Below are 20,556 nucleotides of genomic sequence, written 5' to 3'. Positions count from 1 at the left end.
GTGCGAAAAGCGGTTCCTAGCCTTCTTTTAGCTGCTAGAATATATAAACCTTTTTTAAAGTCAATCAAATATGTTTGTAGGAGGAGTAGTTAGGTATACTATTGGTATATAAAATAACGTTTAATTGCTGTTCCATTGTGAGGGGGACTAGAGTTGATTATTGCTATTATTTTTCTCTTATTTGTTTCATTCTTTTTTTCAGGGAGTGAAACGGCATTAACTGCAACAAATAAGATGAGGCTGCGAACGAAAGCGAAAAACCATGATAAAAAGGCTGAAAAGCTACTTAATATCGTCTCAAAGCCAAGTGAGTTTATTACTTCTATTCTCATTGGTAATAACATTGCTAATATCTTGCTACCGACACTTGTAACAACCCTTGCTATTCAATATGGCTTTAATGTTGCGCTCGCTTCGGCCATATTAACAGTGGTTATTATTATATTTTCGGAAGTAATTCCGAAATCCATTGCAGCAGCTTTCCCTGATCGTATATCGTATCTTGTATATCCTGTGATTCGGTCTGTTATTTTTATTCTAAAACCAGTGACAGTCATTTTAAATGGATTAACGGGTTTTATTACCCGCATATTATCAAAGGGGCAGAAGCAAGAATCATCAATTTCTAAGGAAGAGTTACGGGCAATAGTGGAAATCGCTGACACGGAAGGGATCTTTAAAAAAGAAGAGTCTCATCGTATTAAAGGTGTACTTAATTTTCATAATTTAAATGTAAAAGACGTGCTAAAAACCCCAAGAATAGATCTTGTTGCGTTTCCTATTACAACTACATTTGAAGAAGTAAGGGATACTGTGATTCAACATCCGTATACAAGGTATCCTGTCTATCGGGAGGATATTGATCGTATTGTCGCAGTTTTTCATTCAAAGTACTTATTATCTTGGGCTGCGAAACCACATAAAACACTAGAGGATTATTGTGATACAGATCCTTTGGTTATTTATGAATTTGCTTCTCTTGAGCGTGTTTTTCGCCAAATGACGATGGAGAAAAAACATCTAGCAATTGTCTTGGACGAATATGGTGGAACAGAAGGAATTGTTACTCATGAAGACATTATTGAAGCCATGATCGGGTTAGAAATTGAAGATGAAATGGATCTGGATACTGAAAGGCATATTCATAAGCTGAATGACACAGAAATCATCTGTAATGGAAAAATTACATTATATCAACTCAATTCTGTATTTAAGACAGATATACCAGAGGAAGATGATGTACTTGCAGGTTACATACAAAAGCAAATAGACCATTTTCCGGCGGTAGGTGAAGTCATTGTACAAAACAATCTTACTTTTGAAATATTAGAAGTAAAAGGGAGAGCACTGACTAAAATAAAAATTACTAAAAAATGATGCTGTGCTTTTAAAGGGGTTTGAAAAAGTGAATAAGCATTCAGAATTGAAATCTATTAAAGAAGTGAGAGCATTTATTCAAGAAAATAACTTTGCCCTCCTTTATATTTGGAGTGATCAATGTAGTGTATGTCATGCATTGTATCCCAAATTATTTGAGAGTGTAAAGGATTACCAAAAGATAAAACTAGGAAAAGTTAACTATCAGGTTGTAAGCGAAATTGCCGGTGAGTTTTTGGTATTTTCTGTACCGACAATCATCCTCTTTAAAGAAGGGAAAGAGTACTTAAGAGAAGGAAGATTTATGAGAGTACAGGAGTTTAACAAACAATTAAAGCATTTAAACTTTATGATGTGAAAAAATGCATTAAAAAGGGCACCGTTCTTAAAATGAACGGTGCCCTTCATTAATTATAATGCATCTTTAATCACTTTCTTATAATGTAAAATTGCTAATAATCCAAAGATGGAATAAAGCACAGTATAGATAACCATGACAATAATAGTTGGTGTCATCATTTCTGTTCCGAACAAGAACCAGCCCGATTTAACAGCGAAGTAACTATGAGACAGACTGAGAACAAGTGGGATACCGAAAGTGAAAAACTGTTTCACGCAAATTCCTCTTAAGAGATCGTTCTGAGTATAGCCAAGCTTACGTAAAATCGTATAGCCATTCTTTTCTTCTTCCCCCTCATCCATTTGCTTAAAATAAATGATACAGCCTGAAGTGATTAAGAATGTAAGCCCTAAGAAGCCGGTAATAAATAATGTCAAACCGATAAATTCTTTCACACCTTGAAATTCTAATTGCAGGGACCAGGTATTTCGTTCGATGTCCAGCGTTTCGTATAGATCATTTGCTTTTACTACATCGTCCTGATTTTCCAGGTTGATTTTATAAAAAACGTTGCCTTGGTCTTTAAAAATGGTTTGTAAATCTGGATTCAATGCTTTTTGCAATTGCTTATATACTGTGTCATCGACGACAGCAGTAGGAGAGCCGCCAAATGTGAAATAAAATGGAATGACAGGTTCATCATTTAAACCAATAAGATCTAATTTATATTCATTTGCTGTTGTATGCATCACAATAGAGCTGTTTTCGTTTACATCCATGATAGAATCAAACATGGCAGGCCAACCAGTAAAGAATACTTCATTTGGCTTAACGTCTAAACCGTCTACATCTTTATCACTAACTACGGTCGATTCCATCTTCTGTACATCCATACCTGCTGATTCAGGATCCACAGATAGTTGAATCATGTCTGCCATATTAAAGGTAGTAACTACGATTTCCGTTGTTTCTTCTGTAAAAGCTATATTATGATCAGTGAATGCCTCTGTTAGCATGTTTGCTTCTTTTTCACTATTCGTAGAAAAATCTGCTAGTACACGTTCAAATGCGCTTTTTTCTGCTGAATAGAACTGAATATAGGATAAAGAGAGTAAACCGATAGCTAATGCCGATACGGTTGTTATTACCGTTAATAATAAGGCATTGGATTTCATGCGAAACATAATTGATGACAAAGAGAGGACATCTGTTATGTTAAGATAGCCGCCTTTACCATTGCGAATGACATTACCAATGAAAGTAATCGACCCACGGAAGAAAAGGTAAGTACCGATAATGACACTCCCAAGGATGAAAATCATGGCGAGAAATAATTCATTTATTGATGTAAAATTACCACTGAAAAGTTTGGATGATACATAATAACCTGTTGTAATAAAGCAAAGTCCTAATATTCCAATTACAATTTCTACAACCGTGACCCGTTTTACAGTTCCTTCTGTAGTTGCTTTTACTTTGAACAGTGATAGTATGCTCTGACGGTGAATAAAGAAAAGGTTATTTGCCATAATGAGTAAATAAATCACAGCAAAAACAATTAGCGTCTGTACTAACGCCTGGGATGAAAACTGTAATTCCGCTAATTCATCGATCGATATTAATTTAAACAGAATCATTAGCACAAACCTCGAGCTGAGAAAACCAAGAAAAATACCAATCATTAAAGAACTGAAATATAATAAGAAATTTTCAGCTGTAAGTAGACGGAAGATTTGCCCTTTCGTCATACCGATAAGTTGGAAGAGCCCGATTTCTTGCCCACGTCTTTTTATAAAAAGATTGTTAGCAAATAAGAGAAATACAGCAACAATTACGATGAGAAGGACAGATGCTGCCCGTATAGCTGCTGCACCTTTTATAGTACCGCTCGCCTCATCTAATGCAGGGTCATATTGTAATGTAACAAAGGCAAAATAAAGACTAGAGCTAAAAGCAAGTGCAAAAACATAAAGGTAATAATTCTTCAAATTCTTCTTTAAATTACGCCAAATGAGCAAATTAATGTTCATTTTGTACACCGCCCAGAATGGCTTGTGTCTTCATAATATCTTTAAAGAAATCTTGCCTCTTCTCATCACCTTTGTTCAATTGCGTGTAAATATGGCCATCTTTAATAAAAATCACACGACTACAGTAACTAGCCGCAACGGGGTCATGCGTGACCATAACAATCGTTGACTTCCTTGTTTCATTCAGTCGCGTTAATTTATTGAGTAAATCCGAAGCGGACTTCGAATCAAGAGCACCAGTCGGTTCGTCAGCAAAAATGATACTAGGATCATGTATAAAAGCACGAGCTGCTGATGTTCTTTGCTTTTGACCACCTGAAATTTCACTTGGGTACTTGTTAGCTAAATCTTCAATCCCTAATTCAGAGGCGATGTCAGAAAAGCGCTTATTGGCTTCAGTCCGTGATACTTTTTTGATTGATAATGGCAGTAAGATGTTTTCTTTTACTGTCAATGTATCAAGTAAATTATAATCTTGAAAAATGAAGCCGAGATAATGTTTACGGAATTCCGCAAGTTGTCTTTCTTTCATTTTCGTCATTTCTTTGCCTTCAATACTAATTGAACCAGCGCTTAAGTGATCGATCGTCGAAAGGATATTGAGCAAGGTTGTCTTCCCAGACCCCGATGCGCCCATAATACTGACAAATTCACCTTGCTTTATATGCAGGTCCAAGCCTTTTAAAACTTCTTGTTTATTCCCTCTACTACCGTAGGTTTTATGAATTTTATGTGCTTCTAATATATTCATGTGAATGCTCCTTTTTCTAAGCTTACCTACATTGTAAAGGGATAGAGAGACTTTCTCCTTCGATTCAGCGAACAAAATATCATTGCGTGTGACATTATTGTCACTTCGTTGTCATTCTTATATCAACGAAATCATTCATTTTAGGGAATACAAGTGTTACTGTCGTCCCTTCATTTATGATTGAGCTAACTTGAATGTTTATTTTTAATGTATCAGCTGCTTTTTTGGCTAAATAAAGACCCATTCCTGTAGCTGCATGTCCTGCATGGTCAGCGGTTGAAGTGAAACCCTTGTCATATATACGCGGTAAATCTTTTTGTGAAATACCTTTCCCTCTATCTGAAATGGTGAGAACGTTAATGTCACCAAGTGCCTCCGATTCAATGGTAATTTCGGATGAGTGACTATATTTTACTGCATTAGATAAAATCTGCCTAATCACAAACCCAAGCCATTTACCATCACTTGTCACTTCTTTTACTGCGAGATCGAGTTCAAAACCAATTCCTTTTTGCATGCACCAAGATTGCAAGTCTCGTATTTCCCTAAATAATATTTCCTCAAGTGAGACCTTATCAATATAAAGATCATTTTCTAAAGTTGGCATACGTTTATGGTGAAGCTGTTGATCAAGCAGTAAATGAATGCGAAGCCACTCGTTAGCTAAAGCAGATTTCGAGCTTGGATGCTCTAGGCGATCAATGATGAGTTTCATTGCTGTTAAAGGGGTCTTTACCTCATGAATCCACCGCAATAATTCATCTTTCTCTTGTTCAATCTCCAATTTGATCTGTTGATTTTCCATCTCTAATTGCTGCGTTTGTTTCTGAAGACTAGATTCAATGATTTTTTCAAAAGGTGAGCGGGCCTCTTCTAAATAGTGGAGATCAAGTCCAGGCGCCCAATTTTCTAATCGGCGGTAGTAGGAGACCTCTTTTATAAAACGCAAGAATAGAAAGATAATGAAAATAACCAGCAGGATCGCAACCATATAGAGGGTCGAATACATTGATAATCCAGGATCAATATAAGCAAATACAATGATAAGCATGAGAGAGAAGAGGAAGAGGAGTATCCAACTTATTCGTTCTTTTAAAAAAGTAATCACCATATTAATAGACCTCTTCCATTGCCATATAACCTTGTCCTACCTTTGTATGTATATGTTTGCCTAAATCAATTTCCTCCAGTCGTTTTCTTAGCCTGTTCACATTAACGGTTAAAGTATTGTCACTAATAAATCGCTCATCATCCCATAGAGCTTTAATAAGTTCATCACGGCTTAGTGTTTTATTTTTATGTTGAAGCAATTGTTTAAGAATAAACATTTCGTTCTTCGTTAAGGTAATCTCACCGTGTTCGTTAGAAACCGCATATTTCTCATAATCGATTTTAGCTCCATACCATGTTTGTAGTGTCTGAGAATCAGCCGTATAGTTATAGGCTCTTCTTAATAAAGCTTGGATTTTTGCCACAAGCACATCGAAATGAAAAGGCTTTTGCACAAAATCATCCGCTCCAAGTTGCATAGACATGACCATATCTGTCGGGTGATCACGAGAAGATAAGAAAATAATTGGGACAGTAGAATGGTTACGAATCATACGACACCAATGAAAGCCGTCATATTTAGGCAATTGAATATCTATGATTACGAGGTCGGGCTTAACCTCTGAAAATCGTTCAATTACTTTTGAGAAATCATCAATTCCATTCACGTTATATGACCATTGTTCTAACCTTTCTCTGATCTCCCGATATAAGCTTTCATCGTCTTCTATAAGTAAGAGAGTAAACATCTTTTCACCACACTTGTTTTTCCATATATTATATTAAAAACGAAAGGGAGGACAACCTTCTAGAAAAAAAGAAGACCGTACAGCGACGATCTTCTTATCCGTTATTTTCCGATAGCTTCAACTGTCGTTGCTACTTTCCCGATAACGAGTTCGCTACCAAGCATTGGAGATTCTTTAGGCTCTTCCCCTTGTTTTGGTTCGGGGCGTTTATGTGCTTGTTTGAATATGTCACTTTCCTTCCAAGCTTGGAAGCTATCAAGGTCTTCCCAATACATATTCACATTCAATTCATCATGTTCTTCTAAGTTTTGTGTAATAACGGTTTCCACTTTAATGAAACCTTTCATTTCTTGTAGAGGACCTGGCTTGGTGAAGTTAGGTGCTAATCTTTCAGCAAAACCTTTTTTCATTTTAATGCGATTCGTTACGATATACATCATGATTCCTCCTTTTAGTGATCATGCTTTTATTATAAACTTACTTTCATCAATTCTGAAATTAAAGCCCTTCATTTGGTAAAATAAAGGTGAGAGGTGAGAGGGATGTATAGTGAAGCATTATTAATTGATGAATTAGTGAAAAGAATCATTGCAGGTGAGTATCTATCGAATGAAAAGTTCCCATCTGAAAATCAATTAGCAGAAGAGTTTCAGTTGCCAAGAATGACTGTGAGAAAAGCGTTACAACACTTAGAAGGTCGAGGCCACCTTTATTCAGTACGCGGAAAAGGGCGGTATTTAAAGCCTGAATCAGAAGCGATTCATTTACACTTATCGGGGGGCGAAAGTTTTACAGATAAAATGCTAGCCTCCGGTTATGATTTGCAAACTATAAATCTATTTTCCCCAGATAATGAGATAAATAAAGAGAACCAAACCTATATGTTGTCGAGACTTCGCTATATTAATGGGGAGCCAATTGCTATTCATCAATCGTATGTCAATACAGAGGTTTTCCCTACGATTAAAAAAGATGCGCCGAGAATTACATCCATGTTCGCCTATTACCGAGCTCATGGTTTTCATCACTTCACCAATAATGGAGCAGTATTAAGCGTACAATTCCCCTCCGCCTATGAGCAAGAGTTGCTCAAGTGCAATAATATCCTCCCACTTATTTGTCTTGAAAGTCATACCGTATGCGAAGACACTGAAAAAATACTAGAACGAACGTGCATTCTTTATAGAAGTGATAAATTTAAGTATCGGCTCCGTTAAAATGGGGCCGATTGCTTGGTGTTTAGATATATATTGCTAGAGAGAACGGTGAGAGAAGGAGAAAGCATGATTTGCGCGCAGGTTATAGAAAAATCTACACCTTATTGCGCGATTCCATGAATTGCGCGTAATACAAAGCCAAATCTAAAAGAATGGTGCGTGTAGCTAAGATTTGCGCGCAGTACATAGTCAAATCCAAAAGAATGGTGCGCGAAATTAAGGTTTGCGCGCAGATCATAGCCAAATTCAAAAGAATGGTGCGCGAAACTAAGGTTTGCGCGCAAGTCATAGCCAAATCCAAAAGGATGGTGCGCGAAACTAAGATTTGCGCGCAGATCATAGCTAAATTCAAAAGAATGGTGCGCGAAACTAAGGTTTGCGCGCAGATCATAGCCAAATCCAAAAGGATGGTACGCGAAACTAAGGTTTGCGCGCAGATTATAGCCAAATCCAAAAGAATGGTGCGCGAAACTAAGATTTGCGCGCAGATCACAGCCAAATCCAAAAGGATGGTGCGCGAAACTAAGGTTTGCGCGCAATACATAGTCAAACCCAAAAGAATGGTGCGCGTAATTAAGGTTTGCGCGCAGATCATAGCCAAATTCAAAAGAATGGTGCGCGAAACTAAAGTTTGCGCGCAGATCATAGCCAAATCCAAAAGAATGGTGCGCGAAACTAAGGTTTGCGCGCAGATCATAGCTAAATCCAAAAGAATGGTGCGCGAAACTAAGGTTTGCGCGCAGTACATAGTCAAATTCAAAAGAATAATGCGCGAAACTAAGATTTGCGCGCAATACAAAGCCAAGTCCATCATGCTCTTGCGCAAAACCATGATTTACACACAGTCTCAGTCTGAAACGTTCATTTAAGAATATACATTTTGATTGGATGAGTCTGACAACAGTTTGAAGGATGCTGTCGCCACATTTATATGGAGATGCGGGCATAATCACCTTGTATCGTAGGGCGTACCAGCCTTTGATACTTCTGGCTTTTTCCGGCGAGTAATTAATTATACCCTTAGAGGCTCCATGTCAAAGGGTATCATGAAATTAAGGTCATAATTGAACATTATTTCGAAACCAAAACGGAATATGGTAGCTAATCGCTTGATAAGCGAGAGCAACCACCGACCACCGATTTACTCACCCTACTAACTGACAACCACATTAATAACCTCAAAAAAAGCAGCTCAAGCCCGAAACCAATATAGCTATATTCATTTTTAAAGACCCCTCACCACAAAACAAGGAGAGGGGTTTTTGGCAAGGGTTGATTCTATAAAGGTGTCCGCCATGTAAATCCTTATTTACACAATATTAAAAATAAATTAAAACACAACAGCTTGGCGCCAAGTTACGATGAACTTGCGAGAGGAGGTAGGGAGATGAATCGAAAAAGAAGAACAACGATTTTAGTGAAGGCGGGAGCCTCGTTGGCTAAGGAGATGGCGAGAGAGGTGACCGAACATTACGACGTAAAAGAAATAGTTGCACCGAGAAACGGTTTAACAATGCTGAAGGTAAGAGAAACAGCTAAGCAATCCCTATTTTATCTAGGGGAAGTATTAATGACGGAGACGATGGTAGAAATAGAGGGCAGCATAGGTAAGGGAATGGTCATCGGTCTAGAAGAAGAGTGGTCTCGTGACCTTGCCATCATTGATGCCGCTTATGGCGCAAAATTGCCGATTATAGCGAGATGGAATCAATTTCTCCAAGCGAAAGAAGAAGCAATCATCAATCAGGAAAATAAAGAGCAGGCACAATTAATGGAAACAAAAGTGTCCTTTGAAACGATGTCAATTTAAGGGAGTGAAAATAATGCCACTTGATTATGTCCATGACACACAAGCTGTGTTTCGCAAGGTAATGGATTGCATGGCGCAGCCTGGTAAAACAAATAGTTTAGCTAAGCAAATGATTCAAATTGACCATCCAATCGATTGCTATCATTCTACTTTTTTAACGATGGTAACCTTACTCGATAGCGAGGCAACTTTCCATATTAAAGGGAACCATACGCCACTCGTCCAAAGAATCTCTCAACTGACATTAGCCAAGCATGTGAAGGAAAGTGAAGCCGATTTTATCATCATTACAGCTGATTTACCACAAGCTGGTCTAATAAGCGCTATCCAATCGGCGAAAAATGGTAGTTTAATCGATCCCCAACTTTCTGCCACTATCATTATTGAGACCCCGAAGTTGTCATCAGGGCAAGAATGGCTATTATCAGGGCCAGGGATCAAGAAGGCTAAGCGTATAAAGCTCGCTTATTCTCAGACAATCAACCAAGCGCGTGAAGAGAAAAATCAAGAATTTCCGTTAGGAATCGATATCGTGATAACGGACCAAGTAGGTAAGCTTGTTTGTTTACCAAGGACAACAGTAATCAGTGAGGTGAGTAAGTAATGGGATATGTTGCCGTTAAAGGAGGGACAGAGGCTATCGAAGCCTCCATTGAACGCCTTCGTTATAACCGGCTGAAAGGTGAAAGGCATATAGAGATTGAAACAATTCTTGCCACGATGAAGGGCTTAGTAGATCAGGTGATGTCTGAAGCTAGTCTATATGCGCCTATGTTAGCTGCGTTGGCTATTAAACAATCGGAAGGGAATATGGAGGAGGCCGTTTTTACCTTGCGTGCCCATCGTTCGACATTACCACGATTGTATTATAGCGAAGCAATCCAGACAGAAGATATGCGCATTTCTAGGCGGATTTCTTCTAGTTTTAAAGATATTCCTGGTGGACAAATATTAGGAGCAACAACGGATTATACACATAGGTTGTTAGATTTTGATTTATTAATAGAGGATCAACAAGAAGAGAAACAATGGTTGCAGCATTATAAAGAAAGAATCGATCAGCTGAGAGAGCAGCCATCATCACAAATCTTCCCTAAAGTTGTGGAATATTTAAGGGAAAACGGTCTTGTGCAAACTTATGTAGATGATAATCGCGAGCCTTTTGATGTCACAAAGAAGAGCCTCCAATTTCCTGCCAATCGAAGTGCAAGGTTGCAGACATTAACAAGGGGACAGACAGGTGCAGTTATTTCTCTTGGTTATGCTTCTATGCGGGGATACGGTCAAGTTCATCCCAATGTAGGGGAGTTGAGGGTGGGTATGATGCCTATTCACATCTCATCTCCACATGAATGTGAGGAAGAGCAATATTATATAGGTGCTATTGAAGTGACAGAAGTGGAATCATTTGTGCCGGTAAAGGGCGCAAGTGAGGAAAGTGAAGAAGCCCTCGACTTTGAAATCGGCTATGGGATGTGCTACGGACAAAATGAGACAAAGGCGATAGCGATGAGTATTTTAGATCAATGCTTGCAGCACCCATCATCTGATTTTCCTACACATGACGAGGAGTTTGTTTTATTGCATATTGATTCCGTTGAATCGACAGGGTTCATTTCGCATTTGAAACTTCCTCATTATGTGACTTTCCAATCTAAGCTCGATCGTGCAAGAAAAGGACAGAAAGGAGAGTAATAATTATGACAAGACTCCATCATTTTGCTTTCTTCGATGAAGGCTCAAAAAAAGAGATTAGAAGAACAATCTTAAAAGCGATTAGTATTCCAGGATATCAAGTGCCTTTTTCTTCGAGGGAAATGCCTATCGCTAGAGGTTGGGGTACAGGTGGATTACAGGTGACGCTATCCATCATTGGCAAAGACGATGTATTAAAGGTGATTGATCAAGGATCAGATGAATCAGTTAATGCAGTCAATATTAAAAAACTAGTTGAAAAAACGACAGGCATTGCCATTACGGAAGGAACAGCAGAAGCAACGATTATTCAGTCAAGACATCGCATCCCTGAGCAGCCTTTAACAGAAGGTCAAGTGCTCGTCTTGCAGGTCCCTGCTCCAGAACCATTGCGGTCAGTAGAAAAAAGTGAAAGACAAACGAAAATTCTCCATGCGGAAGAAGAATACAGCGGTGCTTGGCTACAGTTATTTGAACAAATTATGAAATATGGTCAGACCAAAACAGGAGCGGACCACCCCGTCTATGTAGCTGACCGTTATGTGATGGCACCGAGTCCTATCCCCCGATTTGATAATCATAAAATGAATCATTCGGAAGCACTTATTTTATTAGGGGCGGGACGAGAAAAGAAAATCTATGCGGTTCCACCTTATACAGATGTCCGTTCATTAGCATTTGAGGATTACCCATTTACTGTCGAATCTTTCGTAGAACAAGCTTGTCATTTATGCGGGGCAACAGATACGTTTTTGGATGAGATCATAGATGCAGATAAAGATAAAGTGTATTACCAATGTAATGATTCTCACCATTGTTTAGCACAAGTAAATGGGGCGATTCAAGGAAAAGGGGATATAAGCTATGCGTGATAAACCTATCTTACAAGTCCAGCGATTAGAAAAAGTGTTTGGAAGAAGCTGTAGTCATTGTCAGCATCAAGATACGAGACAGTTAGAAAAGAATTTTTGCCCTTATTGTGGGACAGTGTATGCCTGTCGAAATATCTCGTTTGAATTATTTCCCGGGGAAATATTAGGGATTGTTGGTGAAAGTGGGAGTGGGAAATCTACGCTTATGCAATGTTTATATTTTGATGAGACTGCGACAGGTGGGGAAATGTTTATCAACCATGAAGATTTTAAGGAGAAAAACATTTTTGCTCTTTCTAATCAGCAAAAAAGATATGTGCGCAACCATATCCTCGGAATGGTTTATCAAAATCCAGCAAAAGGGTTGAAGATGGACTTTTCCTCTATTGGTAATATCGCTGAGAAACTCATTGCAGCAGGCAATCGCCATGTCGGTGAAATGGAGCGTGTCGGAACGGAATTGCTCGACAAGGTCCATCTTCCCCTTTTTAGAATGAAAGAAGAACCCAAGCGGTTCTCAGGGGGAATGCAGCAGCGTGTGCAAATTGCAAAAGCCCTTTCTAACTATCCCCCCATTCTTTTCTTAGATGAAGTAACGACCGGGTTAGACTTATCTGTGCAAGCCAGTGTCCTTGATTTAATTAAAACGATTCAACGTGAGATGGGTATCAGCATGATTGTGGTATCACATGACTTAGCCGTTATTCGTATGCTAGCTGACCGCACAATGGTGATGTTAAATGGAGAAGTAATTGAAAAAGGGCTAACAGATCAAATCCTTGAAGATCCTCAAGACGCTTACACACAACAGCTTGTTTATTCGTTGCTATAAAAGAGGAGGGTGCATATGTATATTATTCATAACGGTGTGATTGTACTTGAAGATAGAATGCTAGAAAAACATGCAGTATTAGTAGAAGAAGAACGGATCAAGGCAATTGTAAGAGAAGATGAACTCACTTCATTTACCAATGTTGAAAGAATAGATGCAAATGGGGGTTATATTTCTCCAGGATTTATAGATATTCACTCTGATTATATTGAATCTATCATCTCGCCGCGCCCGACAAGTATGATGAATGTCCAAATGGGCCTGCGTGAAGCAGAAAGGATTCTCATTGGACACGGGATTACAACGATGTTTCATTCACTTTCTTTCTACCGGGAGGATATTTTCACCCATAAGCCGATGCGCTTACCAGAAAATGTACAGAAATTAGTTGAAGCGATTACGGAGACATCCGAGCAGCAACATCTTATTCGCCATCGCCTACATGCTCGTTTTGAAATAGATAATCTGGAAGGTGTCGACCGTTTAATAGAGAACCTCCGTTCAGGTAAAATTCACCTGCTATCTTTTATGGATCATACACCAGGTCAAGGTCAGTATCGTAATTTAGAAGTTTTTCGTGAAACGATGCGTGGTTATCGTGATTTAACTGAACAGGAGTTAAATCGTATTATCCAAGACCGCCTATCTTCAAAAGTGATGACGATTGATATGATGAAAGAGATTGCTGAAATAGCGATAAGGCAAGGGGTTAGCATTGCTTCACATGATGATGACCATAAAGGTAAGATTGACCTCGTCCAATCCATTGGGACCACAATCAGTGAATTTCCAATTACATTAGAGGTTGCTAAAAAGGCGAAGCAGAGCGGTCTATATACAATCGTGGGGGCGCCCAATATCCTTTTAGGTGGCTCGCACTCAGGCAATTTATCTGCAGCAGAAGCGATTCGAAATCAATGTGCAGATATTTTATGTAGTGATTATTATCCATCGGCCTTACTCCATTCTATCTTTACGCTCCATGAAAAGTATGATCAGAACCTCCTAGATATGTTCCAAATGGTCACTTCAAAGCCAGCGAAGGCAGTAAACCTTAATCATGAAATTGGTTCTATCAAACCGGGCTATAAAGCCGATTTACTCATCATTGAGAAATTGGATGATGGTTTTCCAACAGTAACATTAACAATGGTTAATGGTGTTGTGATAACGACAACAAATTACCGAAAAAACCTGGCGATGGAGGAGGTAATACGATGACATTCTTAAAAATTGAAGGTCTGGAGAAGAACTTTCAAATTGTGCATTTAGGTCAGACGATTCATGCTGTGCAACAGTTGAACTTCTCAATGAACCAAGGTGAATTTATTGGGATCACGGGCAAAAGTGGCAGTGGGAAATCAACGATCTTAAAAAGTATTTATCGCACATATTTACCTGAAGCGGGGCGGATTTATTTTGACTCAGAGAAATATGGATATATTGATCTGCAAAAAGCGTCAGAAAGGGAGATTATCTATTTACGAAAATATGAAATTGGGTATGTGTCACAATTTTTAAATGTCATGCCACGAACAACCGCCCGCGAATTAGTAGAGCAATCTGTTTTGGAGACGGGGCGGTCATTATTAGAAGCACAAAAAGAAGCAGAGGAAGTGCTTTCTCATTTTGAACTTGATCGCAAACTATGGGATACGTACCCTAATACATTTTCAGGTGGGGAAAAGTTAAGGTTAAACATTGCCATCGCAGCAGTTAAAAAGCCAAGGTTACTCCTTTTAGATGAGCCAACAGCAAGTCTTGATCAACAGTCCAAGCAAAAGGTGAAAGAAGTGATTCAAAAGTTAAAGGAAAGTGGGACAACATTGCTAGGGGTTTTCCATGATATCGAATTTATGGATGAATTATGTGATCATATTTTTGAAATGAGCCAGCAATCGTTCAAAAGGGCAGGAGCGGCCTTATGATGAAGGCGGATTTACATGTTCATAGCGGTTTTTCAGATGGCGCAGATTCCATTCAAGTGGTTATGGAAAAAGCTGCAGCGACCGGTATCACACATATTAGCATCGTTGACCATGATACGGTAAAAGGGCAAGGGGAAGCCTTGACATGGGCAGAAACATATCAGATTCAGCTCATTCCTGGGATTGAAATTTCCGCATTTGATTTCAAAAGAAACCGAAAAGTACACGTACTAGGCTACCATTATGATGCTAACAAAGGGCATATTTTAGCATTATGTAATGAAGTGCTTAAGCGTAGACAAGCCCATTCCATTTGGCAAATTGGGCAAATTCAACAGCAAGGCATCCATTTGTCTATAAAAGCAATATCGCAAATCGCCTCACCAAGTGAGACGATTTATAAGCAACATATTATGGCGGCCATTACGTCAGAACCTTACGACTCAGAAGCATATAAAAAGCTGTATCGTTCACTGTTTAAAGGAGGGGGAGTAGCTGCTGGGGATATTGCTTATGTGGACGTATATGATGCCATTCGAGCGATTAAAGCAGATGGTGGATTTGCTGTAATTGCTCATCCTGGTCAACTTGATTCCTATGATCTGATTGAAGAGCTTGTAGATAGTCAGATTGGATTGGATGGTATTGAGCGTAATCATCCTGATCATAGTGAAGCGGATCACCAAAGAATTGATATCCTTATGGCAAGGTATGGTCTTCTTATGACAGGTGGTTCAGATTATCACGGTGCATTTGGTTCATCAGTCCGTATGGGGGACTATGAGTCGCCTATAAACCGATTGTTAACTGATTATTTGGTTTGTAAATGATTAGTGAAAGCCGGTATATTTCGTGTAAAAAGACAGTAAATTCAGTCTTTTGTTTAGATTATTATGCTTAAATAAAAGTGAAATAAGTTAAATCGTTTATAAAGGGAGTGAATGAAAATGGGTAAAAAATCATATGGTTGGTTGCTGCTTGTATTATTGACTTTGTTGCTTGGTGCTTGCTCAGAAGAAGGAAATAGCGAGGCTTCTTCAAGTGATGATGTTGTCGATATTGTTTGGTATCCAAGTGAATCAGGATCAGATATGAAATCATCAAGAGATGACATTGGTGAGGTAATTGCTGATGCAACAGGTCGTGAAGTGAAGCACCATTTAACAACGGATTATGCGATCTCTATTGAGACAATGGTAAATAACAATGCGGAGCTCGCTTTTATGGGTGCACAAGGTTATATAGAGGCGAAAGAGCGTAATGACGCTATTCAACCATTAGTTGTTTCAACAGGAGAATCAGGCACGTTAGACGATGCCGTTTATCATAGCTGGTTAGCTGTCAATGTTGATGATGTAAATAACTATAAAGAAAATGGGGAATTTTCTTTAGATACAATTGCCGATAAAAAAATGTCATTTGTATCAAATAGTTCCACATCAGGATTTAAAGTACCTGCCTCTGATTTGATTGCCCATTTTAGCGATAAAAGTTTAACAGAAGAAGATTTAATGGAAGGTGGCCCATTATTCTCTCAGGTATTGTTCGGCAATTCACATCAAGGGTCTGCGGTTAATTTGTTAAAGGGAAGTGCTGATGTAGCAGCTTTTTGTGATACATGTGTAGAAAATTATGTTGAGCTTGTGGAAGGCGAAGCGAATCGTCCGGGTTCGATTTATCGCGTAAAAGATAATGCAGCTGAGCCATTTAGTCTTGTTAAGGGTAAGGAATTTGTGCTCATTAGTGTCACGCCGGTTTTAAATGCACCTTTTGTTGGCAATATCGACCTTTTAGGGGAGGAAGGCTTCAAAAAGCTACAAGACTACTTATCAAGTGACGAAGTAGCAAATAATGAGAAAATCTTCGTTCCTGAGGGCTCAGATCAATCGGCTTTATTCTTTAAGTCTGGAGAAGAAAGATTGGCGCCAGTAGATGATGAATGGTTTAACCCGATAAGAGAGCTATCTAAGTAATCTATGAGGAGGCGAAATCCTTTGGCATTATTAGAAATTAGGGCACTAAATAAATCCTATCAAGGTCACCGTGTACTAACAAATATCGATTTTACTGTTGAAACAGGCGAATTTTTATCGGTTATTGGTCCATCAGGAGCTGGAAAATCAACATTACTGCGATGCATCAATCGCTTAGTGGAAGCGGATAGTGGCGAAATCCTTTTTAATGGGGAAAACATTCTTAAACTTGGCAGAAAGTCATTGAGAAAAGAAAGAGCCAATATCGGGATGATCTTTCAACATTATAATCTTGTCCCACGTTTAACAGTTATCGAAAATGTACTTCATGGGCGCTTCGGATATAAGTCGACTTTACAAGGAATGTTCGGTATTTTTAGTGAAGAAGAAAAAGAAAGAGCTTTCTATCTCCTAGAGAAGCTGGGAATCGCTGAACATGCTTATAAACGCTGTGACCAACTAAGTGGAGGACAACAGCAAAGAGTAGGAATTTGCCGCGCACTTATCCAAGATCCGAAGCTCATCTTATGTGACGAACCGATTGCGTCATTAGATCCTCATTCTTCCAAGGTCATTATGGATTATTTGAAGTCTATTACCGAAGAAATGGGTATCACTTGTATCGTTAACCTCCATCAAGTCGAAGTAGCCCAATCCTATTCGAATAGAATTATCGGTTTAAATAAAGGACATTTAGTTTTCAATGGGCCAAATAGACAATTAGACTCTCATCACATTGGAGAAGTCTATGGGATGGATACAAGAGAGCTTATAACGGTATGAGGAAGGCGAATATGTTAACAGATCAAAAACGATTAAGTAGGAAATGGCAACATCTCTTCTTACTGATTATTGTTTGTTGCTTCACATGGTTATCGATTGAAATGGTCCAATTTGACTTTTATCAAAGCTTGTTAGCTATTCCAACAGCTGGTCTATGGATGGTTGAAAATTTATGGATTACGGGGGATACTTGGCGTGAGTTTCCTGACATTATGTTGAAATTGGTTGAAACCATTCTCATGTCAGTAGCTGCGACAACGATAGCGGCATTCATTTCTTTTTTCCTCGGAATATCGGGTTCAACAACGACGAGGCGTAATGGTTTAATGGCGGGTTTATCTAGAGGAATAGCTTCTGTCGCGAGAAATATCCCTGTCGTAGCATGGGCGTTAATTCTTCTACTCTCATTTGGACAAAACTCACTAACCGGATTTCTTGCCCTATTTGTTGGTACAGTTGGCTTTTTGACGAGAGCGTTTATGGAAACGATTGATGAAGTGGGCTTAAAGTCTTTTGAAGCCTTAACGGCGACGGGGGCCACATATTTTCAAGTAATCTCCAAAGCTGTTATTCCACAGGCATTACCACAAATGTTGAGTTGGATGTTGTTTATGATCGAAACGAATATAAGAAGTGCAACTTTGGTTGGTATTTTGACAGGTACAGGCATCGGCTATACGTTTGACCTGTATTATAAGACATTAAATTATGAAGCGGTTGCGCTGGTGACATTATTAATTATCCTTACAGTCATCGCCATAGAACTCACATCGAACCGTATCAGAAAGGTGATCTTATAATGGGTATAGCCTATATAAAGCGCAGTAAAACGGGTCGAATTAATATAAAAATAGGCAATAAGGTTGACTATACATTAAAAGCCGTTCTATGGAGCCTCGGCATTGTAACTGTTGTTGCCTTCCTTTTTTTTGACTATACCGGCTTTCAGTTAACTTCCGCATTAAAGGAGACAATGACCAATTTACAGACAATGTTCCTTACGCCAGCTTTGAATCACTTTTCTTGGGGTGAAGCGTTTTATCAAGTCGGTGTTACATTAGCATTAGCCGTTCTATCGACAGTAATTGGAGCCGTAATTGCCTTTTTCCTTGCATTATTATCAGCGGAAAACTTATCAAATCAAGGTGTAGCTAAAGTTATTAAAACGTATGTCGCGTTCATACGAGCGGTTCCAACGGTTTTATGGGTTTTGATTTTTGCGATTGCAGCTGGATTAGGGAGTACGGCTGCAGTTTTAGGGATGCTGTTCCATTCCGTAGCCTATTTGGTAAAAGCTTTCTCCGAATCATTTGAGGAAGTTGATAAAGGGGTGCTCGAAGCGTTACGGTCGACAGGTGCTGGCTGGTGGCAAACTATCGTTCATGCAGTTTTACCATCTACAATGACTTATCTTTTATCATGGACATTTCTTCGTTTTGAAATCAATTTTTCGGTTGCTGTTGCAATGGGGGCGGCCGCAGGGGCAGGTGGCATTGGCTTTGAACTCTTTATGGCATCGGGATTCTACTTTGATTTAAGAGAAGTTGGTTTCATCACCTATTGTATTCTCCTTGTTGCGATACTATTAGAGCTTGCGTCGACACAGCTCAAAAAACGCTATTTTCCAAGTCAACATTAAAAGGCTGCCTTACATAGACAGCCTTTTTTAAGCTTCAAAGCTTTTTTTACCTGGTGCTTTCATACGGTAAACTTGAAATAATAATAATGCACAAACGGAAAGAATCATTCCTGAAATATAAGGAAATCCAATCGAAACAGTAAATAATAACCCGCCGAGAGGAGGACCGAGTATTCGTCCTAAGGAATCAAAAGAGGATAAAAGCCCTGTTATATTGCCATGCGCTCCTTTTGCTGATTTTGTTAATAGACTTGACACTGCAGGTCTTATCGCGCCATTGCCCATTCCGAAAATCGTAAGGAAGATTGCAGCGGTTAAGAAGTTATCTAATGTTAAAATAAGCCCCATACCAATCACACTGACGATTATGCCCCCTTGAATGACTGCTCCTTCTCCATATTTCTTAGATAGCCTACCGACTAACCCGCCTTGAACAAGAGCAGAACCGAAGCCCATTATCATAAAAATGATACCTAGTTCTGTTGGCTGTAGTCCTGCTTTTTGAAAAGCAAAATAAGCAAAGGTAGCCTCTAATCCTGCAAGAGACAGGGATACGCACAGATTCAAGATAAATAAAATGGAGGTCGTACCTTTAAACGCCTCCCAAAATGAAGGACGCTCTCTACCTTCGCCTGTACCTGTTGCAGGTAACGATTCTTTTAAAACAAAAAGGACGAAAAGACTCGTAATGAGCGAGAGAGTTCCTGCTACATAAAAGGGTGTACTTAAACTTGCTTGGGAAAATACCCCACCTATTGCTGGGCCAAATATAAAGCCTAAACCTGTTGCAGCGCCAATCATCCCCATGCCCTTTGCACGGTCTTCCTCTGTCGTGATATCAGCAACATAAGCCATCGCTGTTGGCATATTTGCTGCAGACAGCGTTCCTCCGATGATGCGTGCGACAAATAACATCCATAATTCACTAGATAAAGCCATTAGGAAGAACGAAAGTGAGAGGCCTAATATGCCGATGAGCATGACTGGTTTCCTGCCATAACGGTCAGATACACGTCCCCATAATGGTGCGAAGATAAATTGCATAAGTGAATAAACGGCCATTAATAAACCTAATTGCGAGGGGGTTGCCCCAATTTCTTCTGCATAGAATGGTATAACCGGAATAATGACACCAAATCCGGACATAACGAGAAACATAACAGCAAACAAGATAGGTAAAGCTTTTTTCTTTTCGATCACAAAAGTCACTCCAATACTGATAACAGCTCTATAACATAAATATCATAAGGGCAGAGAAAAAGAAAGTGCTGTAGGAAATCAAAGTTATATACCTCTATTATGTCCAGTAATGAAGGATTTAGTGCAGATAATAAGAAGTATCTATTAATTATTATTCTTATAAAGTGATTTGGTGAGAAAATCTTTTACTAGCATAGCTTCTTGGGCATTCATTCTATTATGAACCAATTAAATAAGTTAAAAGAACTTTTTTTAGAAAACTATAGATTTTTTTGTATAAATATACTATTATATTGAAAATACAATATTT

At 38.9% G+C, this 20,556-nt stretch carries 22 protein-coding genes; 15 read left to right on the top strand and 7 right to left on the bottom strand.

Annotated elements, in window-relative coordinates; genetic code table 11:
- Positions 1–153 precede the first annotated feature (153 nt).
- Positions 154–1,377, top strand: coding sequence for a hemolysin family protein (locus MKX83_RS23190; RefSeq protein ID WP_341058283.1), 1,224 nt, complete (start codon positions 154–156; stop codon positions 1,375–1,377).
- 28 nt (positions 1,378–1,405) lie between these two features.
- Positions 1,406–1,735: a thioredoxin family protein gene (locus tag MKX83_RS23185; protein ID WP_322909876.1), complete on the top strand. Its 330-nt coding sequence runs from the start codon at positions 1,406–1,408 to the stop codon at positions 1,733–1,735.
- 53 nt (positions 1,736–1,788) lie between these two features.
- On the opposite strand, the gene MKX83_RS23180 is transcribed toward MKX83_RS23185, so the two are convergent.
- The 5 genes from MKX83_RS23180 to MKX83_RS23160 all read right to left on the bottom strand — a co-directional run bounded on the left by MKX83_RS23180 (position 1,789) and on the right by MKX83_RS23160 (position 6,734).
- Positions 1,789–3,747: an ABC transporter permease gene (locus MKX83_RS23180; RefSeq protein WP_322909875.1), complete on the bottom strand. Its 1,959-nt coding sequence runs from the start codon at positions 3,745–3,747 to the stop codon at positions 1,789–1,791.
- A complete protein-coding gene (locus MKX83_RS23175) occupies positions 3,737–4,498 on the bottom strand; it encodes an ABC transporter ATP-binding protein (protein ID WP_095371442.1) in 762 nt (253 codons plus the stop codon). The genes MKX83_RS23180 and MKX83_RS23175 overlap by 11 nt, the downstream gene beginning before the upstream one ends.
- Positions 4,499–4,598: 100 nt before the next feature.
- On the bottom strand, positions 4,599–5,609 hold the full coding sequence (locus MKX83_RS23170; RefSeq protein ID WP_095371443.1) for a sensor histidine kinase: 1,011 nt from the start codon (positions 5,607–5,609) through the stop codon (positions 4,599–4,601).
- Position 5,610: 1 nt separating this feature from the next.
- A complete protein-coding gene (locus tag MKX83_RS23165) occupies positions 5,611–6,297 on the bottom strand; it encodes a response regulator transcription factor (RefSeq protein WP_341058271.1) in 687 nt (228 codons plus the stop codon).
- 101 nt (positions 6,298–6,398) lie between these two features.
- On the bottom strand, positions 6,399–6,734 hold the full coding sequence (locus MKX83_RS23160) for a heme oxygenase (protein ID WP_095371445.1): 336 nt from the start codon (positions 6,732–6,734) through the stop codon (positions 6,399–6,401).
- A gap of 105 nt (positions 6,735–6,839) precedes the next feature.
- Between MKX83_RS23160 and MKX83_RS23155 the strand changes: the two genes are divergently transcribed.
- Positions 6,840–7,514, top strand: coding sequence for a GntR family transcriptional regulator (locus MKX83_RS23155; RefSeq protein ID WP_095371446.1), 675 nt, complete (start codon positions 6,840–6,842; stop codon positions 7,512–7,514).
- Between the two features lie 101 nt (positions 7,515–7,615).
- Here MKX83_RS23155 and MKX83_RS23150 read toward each other — a convergent pair whose 3' ends face one another.
- Entirely contained in the window at positions 7,616–8,461 is an 846-nt protein-coding gene (locus tag MKX83_RS23150; protein ID WP_341058268.1) for a hypothetical protein, read from the bottom strand.
- 440 nt (positions 8,462–8,901) lie between these two features.
- Here MKX83_RS23150 and phnG point away from each other — a divergent pair, with 440 nt between their 5' ends.
- The 12 genes from phnG to MKX83_RS23090 all read left to right on the top strand — a co-directional run bounded on the left by phnG (position 8,902) and on the right by MKX83_RS23090 (position 19,046).
- On the top strand, positions 8,902–9,324 hold the full coding sequence (gene phnG, locus MKX83_RS23145) for a phosphonate C-P lyase system protein PhnG (RefSeq protein WP_307316397.1): 423 nt from the start codon (positions 8,902–8,904) through the stop codon (positions 9,322–9,324).
- Between the two features lie 13 nt (positions 9,325–9,337).
- The gene (gene phnH, locus MKX83_RS23140) at positions 9,338–9,928 is read left to right on the top strand and encodes a phosphonate C-P lyase system protein PhnH (RefSeq protein WP_095371449.1); all 591 of its coding nucleotides are present in this window, start codon (positions 9,338–9,340) and stop codon (positions 9,926–9,928) included.
- A complete protein-coding gene (locus MKX83_RS23135; protein ID WP_095371450.1) occupies positions 9,928–11,019 on the top strand; it encodes a carbon-phosphorus lyase complex subunit PhnI in 1,092 nt (363 codons plus the stop codon). The genes phnH and MKX83_RS23135 overlap by 1 nt, the downstream gene beginning before the upstream one ends.
- Before the next feature lie 5 nt (positions 11,020–11,024).
- Entirely contained in the window at positions 11,025–11,891 is an 867-nt protein-coding gene (locus tag MKX83_RS23130; protein ID WP_307316401.1) for an alpha-D-ribose 1-methylphosphonate 5-phosphate C-P-lyase PhnJ, read from the top strand.
- On the top strand, positions 11,884–12,723 hold the full coding sequence (locus MKX83_RS23125) for an ATP-binding cassette domain-containing protein (RefSeq protein WP_307316403.1): 840 nt from the start codon (positions 11,884–11,886) through the stop codon (positions 12,721–12,723). Before MKX83_RS23130 ends, MKX83_RS23125 begins: the two co-directional genes overlap by 8 nt.
- 15 nt (positions 12,724–12,738) lie before the next feature.
- A complete protein-coding gene (phnM, locus tag MKX83_RS23120) occupies positions 12,739–13,944 on the top strand; it encodes a phosphonate metabolism protein PhnM (RefSeq protein WP_095371453.1) in 1,206 nt (401 codons plus the stop codon).
- Positions 13,941–14,651 carry a phosphonate C-P lyase system protein PhnL gene (locus tag MKX83_RS23115; RefSeq protein WP_341058260.1) on the top strand — a complete coding sequence of 237 codons (711 nt, stop codon included), beginning with the start codon at positions 13,941–13,943 and terminating at the stop codon, positions 14,649–14,651. The genes phnM and MKX83_RS23115 overlap by 4 nt, the downstream gene beginning before the upstream one ends.
- On the top strand, positions 14,648–15,481 hold the full coding sequence (locus MKX83_RS23110) for a PHP domain-containing protein (protein WP_341058256.1): 834 nt from the start codon (positions 14,648–14,650) through the stop codon (positions 15,479–15,481). Before MKX83_RS23115 ends, MKX83_RS23110 begins: the two co-directional genes overlap by 4 nt.
- A 117-nt stretch (positions 15,482–15,598) precedes the next feature.
- Positions 15,599–16,624, top strand: a complete 1,026-nt coding sequence (locus MKX83_RS23105) for a PhnD/SsuA/transferrin family substrate-binding protein (RefSeq protein WP_095371455.1) — start codon at positions 15,599–15,601, stop codon at positions 16,622–16,624.
- A gap of 21 nt (positions 16,625–16,645) precedes the next feature.
- Positions 16,646–17,407, top strand: a complete 762-nt coding sequence (phnC, locus tag MKX83_RS23100; RefSeq protein ID WP_095371456.1) for a phosphonate ABC transporter ATP-binding protein — start codon at positions 16,646–16,648, stop codon at positions 17,405–17,407.
- A gap of 11 nt (positions 17,408–17,418) precedes the next feature.
- A complete protein-coding gene (gene phnE / locus MKX83_RS23095; RefSeq protein WP_095371457.1) occupies positions 17,419–18,207 on the top strand; it encodes a phosphonate ABC transporter, permease protein PhnE in 789 nt (262 codons plus the stop codon).
- Entirely contained in the window at positions 18,207–19,046 is an 840-nt protein-coding gene (locus MKX83_RS23090; RefSeq protein ID WP_322909872.1) for an ABC transporter permease subunit, read from the top strand. The genes phnE and MKX83_RS23090 overlap by 1 nt, the downstream gene beginning before the upstream one ends.
- Positions 19,047–19,073: 27 nt before the next feature.
- On the opposite strand, the gene MKX83_RS23085 is transcribed toward MKX83_RS23090, so the two are convergent.
- Positions 19,074–20,243 (bottom strand): MFS transporter, encoded by a 1,170-nt coding sequence (locus MKX83_RS23085; RefSeq protein ID WP_095373575.1) that lies wholly within the window; start codon positions 20,241–20,243, stop codon positions 19,074–19,076.
- Between the last annotated feature and the right edge of the window lie 313 nt (positions 20,244–20,556).

Source organism: Cytobacillus sp. FSL M8-0252 (genome assembly GCF_038007345.1).
Classification (GTDB): domain Bacteria; phylum Bacillota; class Bacilli; order Bacillales; family Cytobacillaceae; genus Cytobacillus; species Cytobacillus kochii.
The sequence above is the reverse complement of the archived record's forward strand: the minus strand, read 5'-3'. Positions and strand labels throughout refer to the sequence as shown.

What these genes read in the sequence shown, in the direction of transcription:
- phnG (WP_307316397.1), top strand. Translation starts at nt 8,902, where the DNA reads ATGAATCGAAAAAGAAGAACAACGATTTTAGTGAAGGCGGGAGCCTCG.
- phnE (WP_095371457.1), top strand. Translation starts at nt 17,419, where the DNA reads ATGTTAACAGATCAAAAACGATTAAGTAGGAAATGGCAACATCTCTTC.
- MKX83_RS23130 (WP_307316401.1), top strand. Translation starts at nt 11,025, where the DNA reads ATGACAAGACTCCATCATTTTGCTTTCTTCGATGAAGGCTCAAAAAAA.
- MKX83_RS23165 (WP_341058271.1), bottom strand. Translation starts at nt 6,297, where the DNA reads ATGTTTACTCTCTTACTTATAGAAGACGATGAAAGCTTATATCGGGAG.
- MKX83_RS23160 (WP_095371445.1), bottom strand. Translation starts at nt 6,734, where the DNA reads ATGTATATCGTAACGAATCGCATTAAAATGAAAAAAGGTTTTGCTGAA.
- MKX83_RS23135 (WP_095371450.1), top strand. Translation starts at nt 9,928, where the DNA reads ATGGGATATGTTGCCGTTAAAGGAGGGACAGAGGCTATCGAAGCCTCC.
- MKX83_RS23090 (WP_322909872.1), top strand. Translation starts at nt 18,207, where the DNA reads ATGGGTATAGCCTATATAAAGCGCAGTAAAACGGGTCGAATTAATATA.
- MKX83_RS23110 (WP_341058256.1), top strand. Translation starts at nt 14,648, where the DNA reads ATGATGAAGGCGGATTTACATGTTCATAGCGGTTTTTCAGATGGCGCA.
- MKX83_RS23125 (WP_307316403.1), top strand. Translation starts at nt 11,884, where the DNA reads ATGCGTGATAAACCTATCTTACAAGTCCAGCGATTAGAAAAAGTGTTT.
- MKX83_RS23150 (WP_341058268.1), bottom strand. Translation starts at nt 8,461, where the DNA reads ATGCCCGCATCTCCATATAAATGTGGCGACAGCATCCTTCAAACTGTT.
- MKX83_RS23180 (WP_322909875.1), bottom strand. Translation starts at nt 3,747, where the DNA reads ATGAACATTAATTTGCTCATTTGGCGTAATTTAAAGAAGAATTTGAAG.
- MKX83_RS23155 (WP_095371446.1), top strand. Translation starts at nt 6,840, where the DNA reads ATGTATAGTGAAGCATTATTAATTGATGAATTAGTGAAAAGAATCATT.
- MKX83_RS23170 (WP_095371443.1), bottom strand. Translation starts at nt 5,609, where the DNA reads ATGGTGATTACTTTTTTAAAAGAACGAATAAGTTGGATACTCCTCTTC.
- MKX83_RS23115 (WP_341058260.1), top strand. Translation starts at nt 13,941, where the DNA reads ATGACATTCTTAAAAATTGAAGGTCTGGAGAAGAACTTTCAAATTGTG.
- MKX83_RS23105 (WP_095371455.1), top strand. Translation starts at nt 15,599, where the DNA reads ATGGGTAAAAAATCATATGGTTGGTTGCTGCTTGTATTATTGACTTTG.
- phnM (WP_095371453.1), top strand. Translation starts at nt 12,739, where the DNA reads ATGTATATTATTCATAACGGTGTGATTGTACTTGAAGATAGAATGCTA.
- MKX83_RS23175 (WP_095371442.1), bottom strand. Translation starts at nt 4,498, where the DNA reads ATGAATATATTAGAAGCACATAAAATTCATAAAACCTACGGTAGTAGA.
- phnH (WP_095371449.1), top strand. Translation starts at nt 9,338, where the DNA reads ATGCCACTTGATTATGTCCATGACACACAAGCTGTGTTTCGCAAGGTA.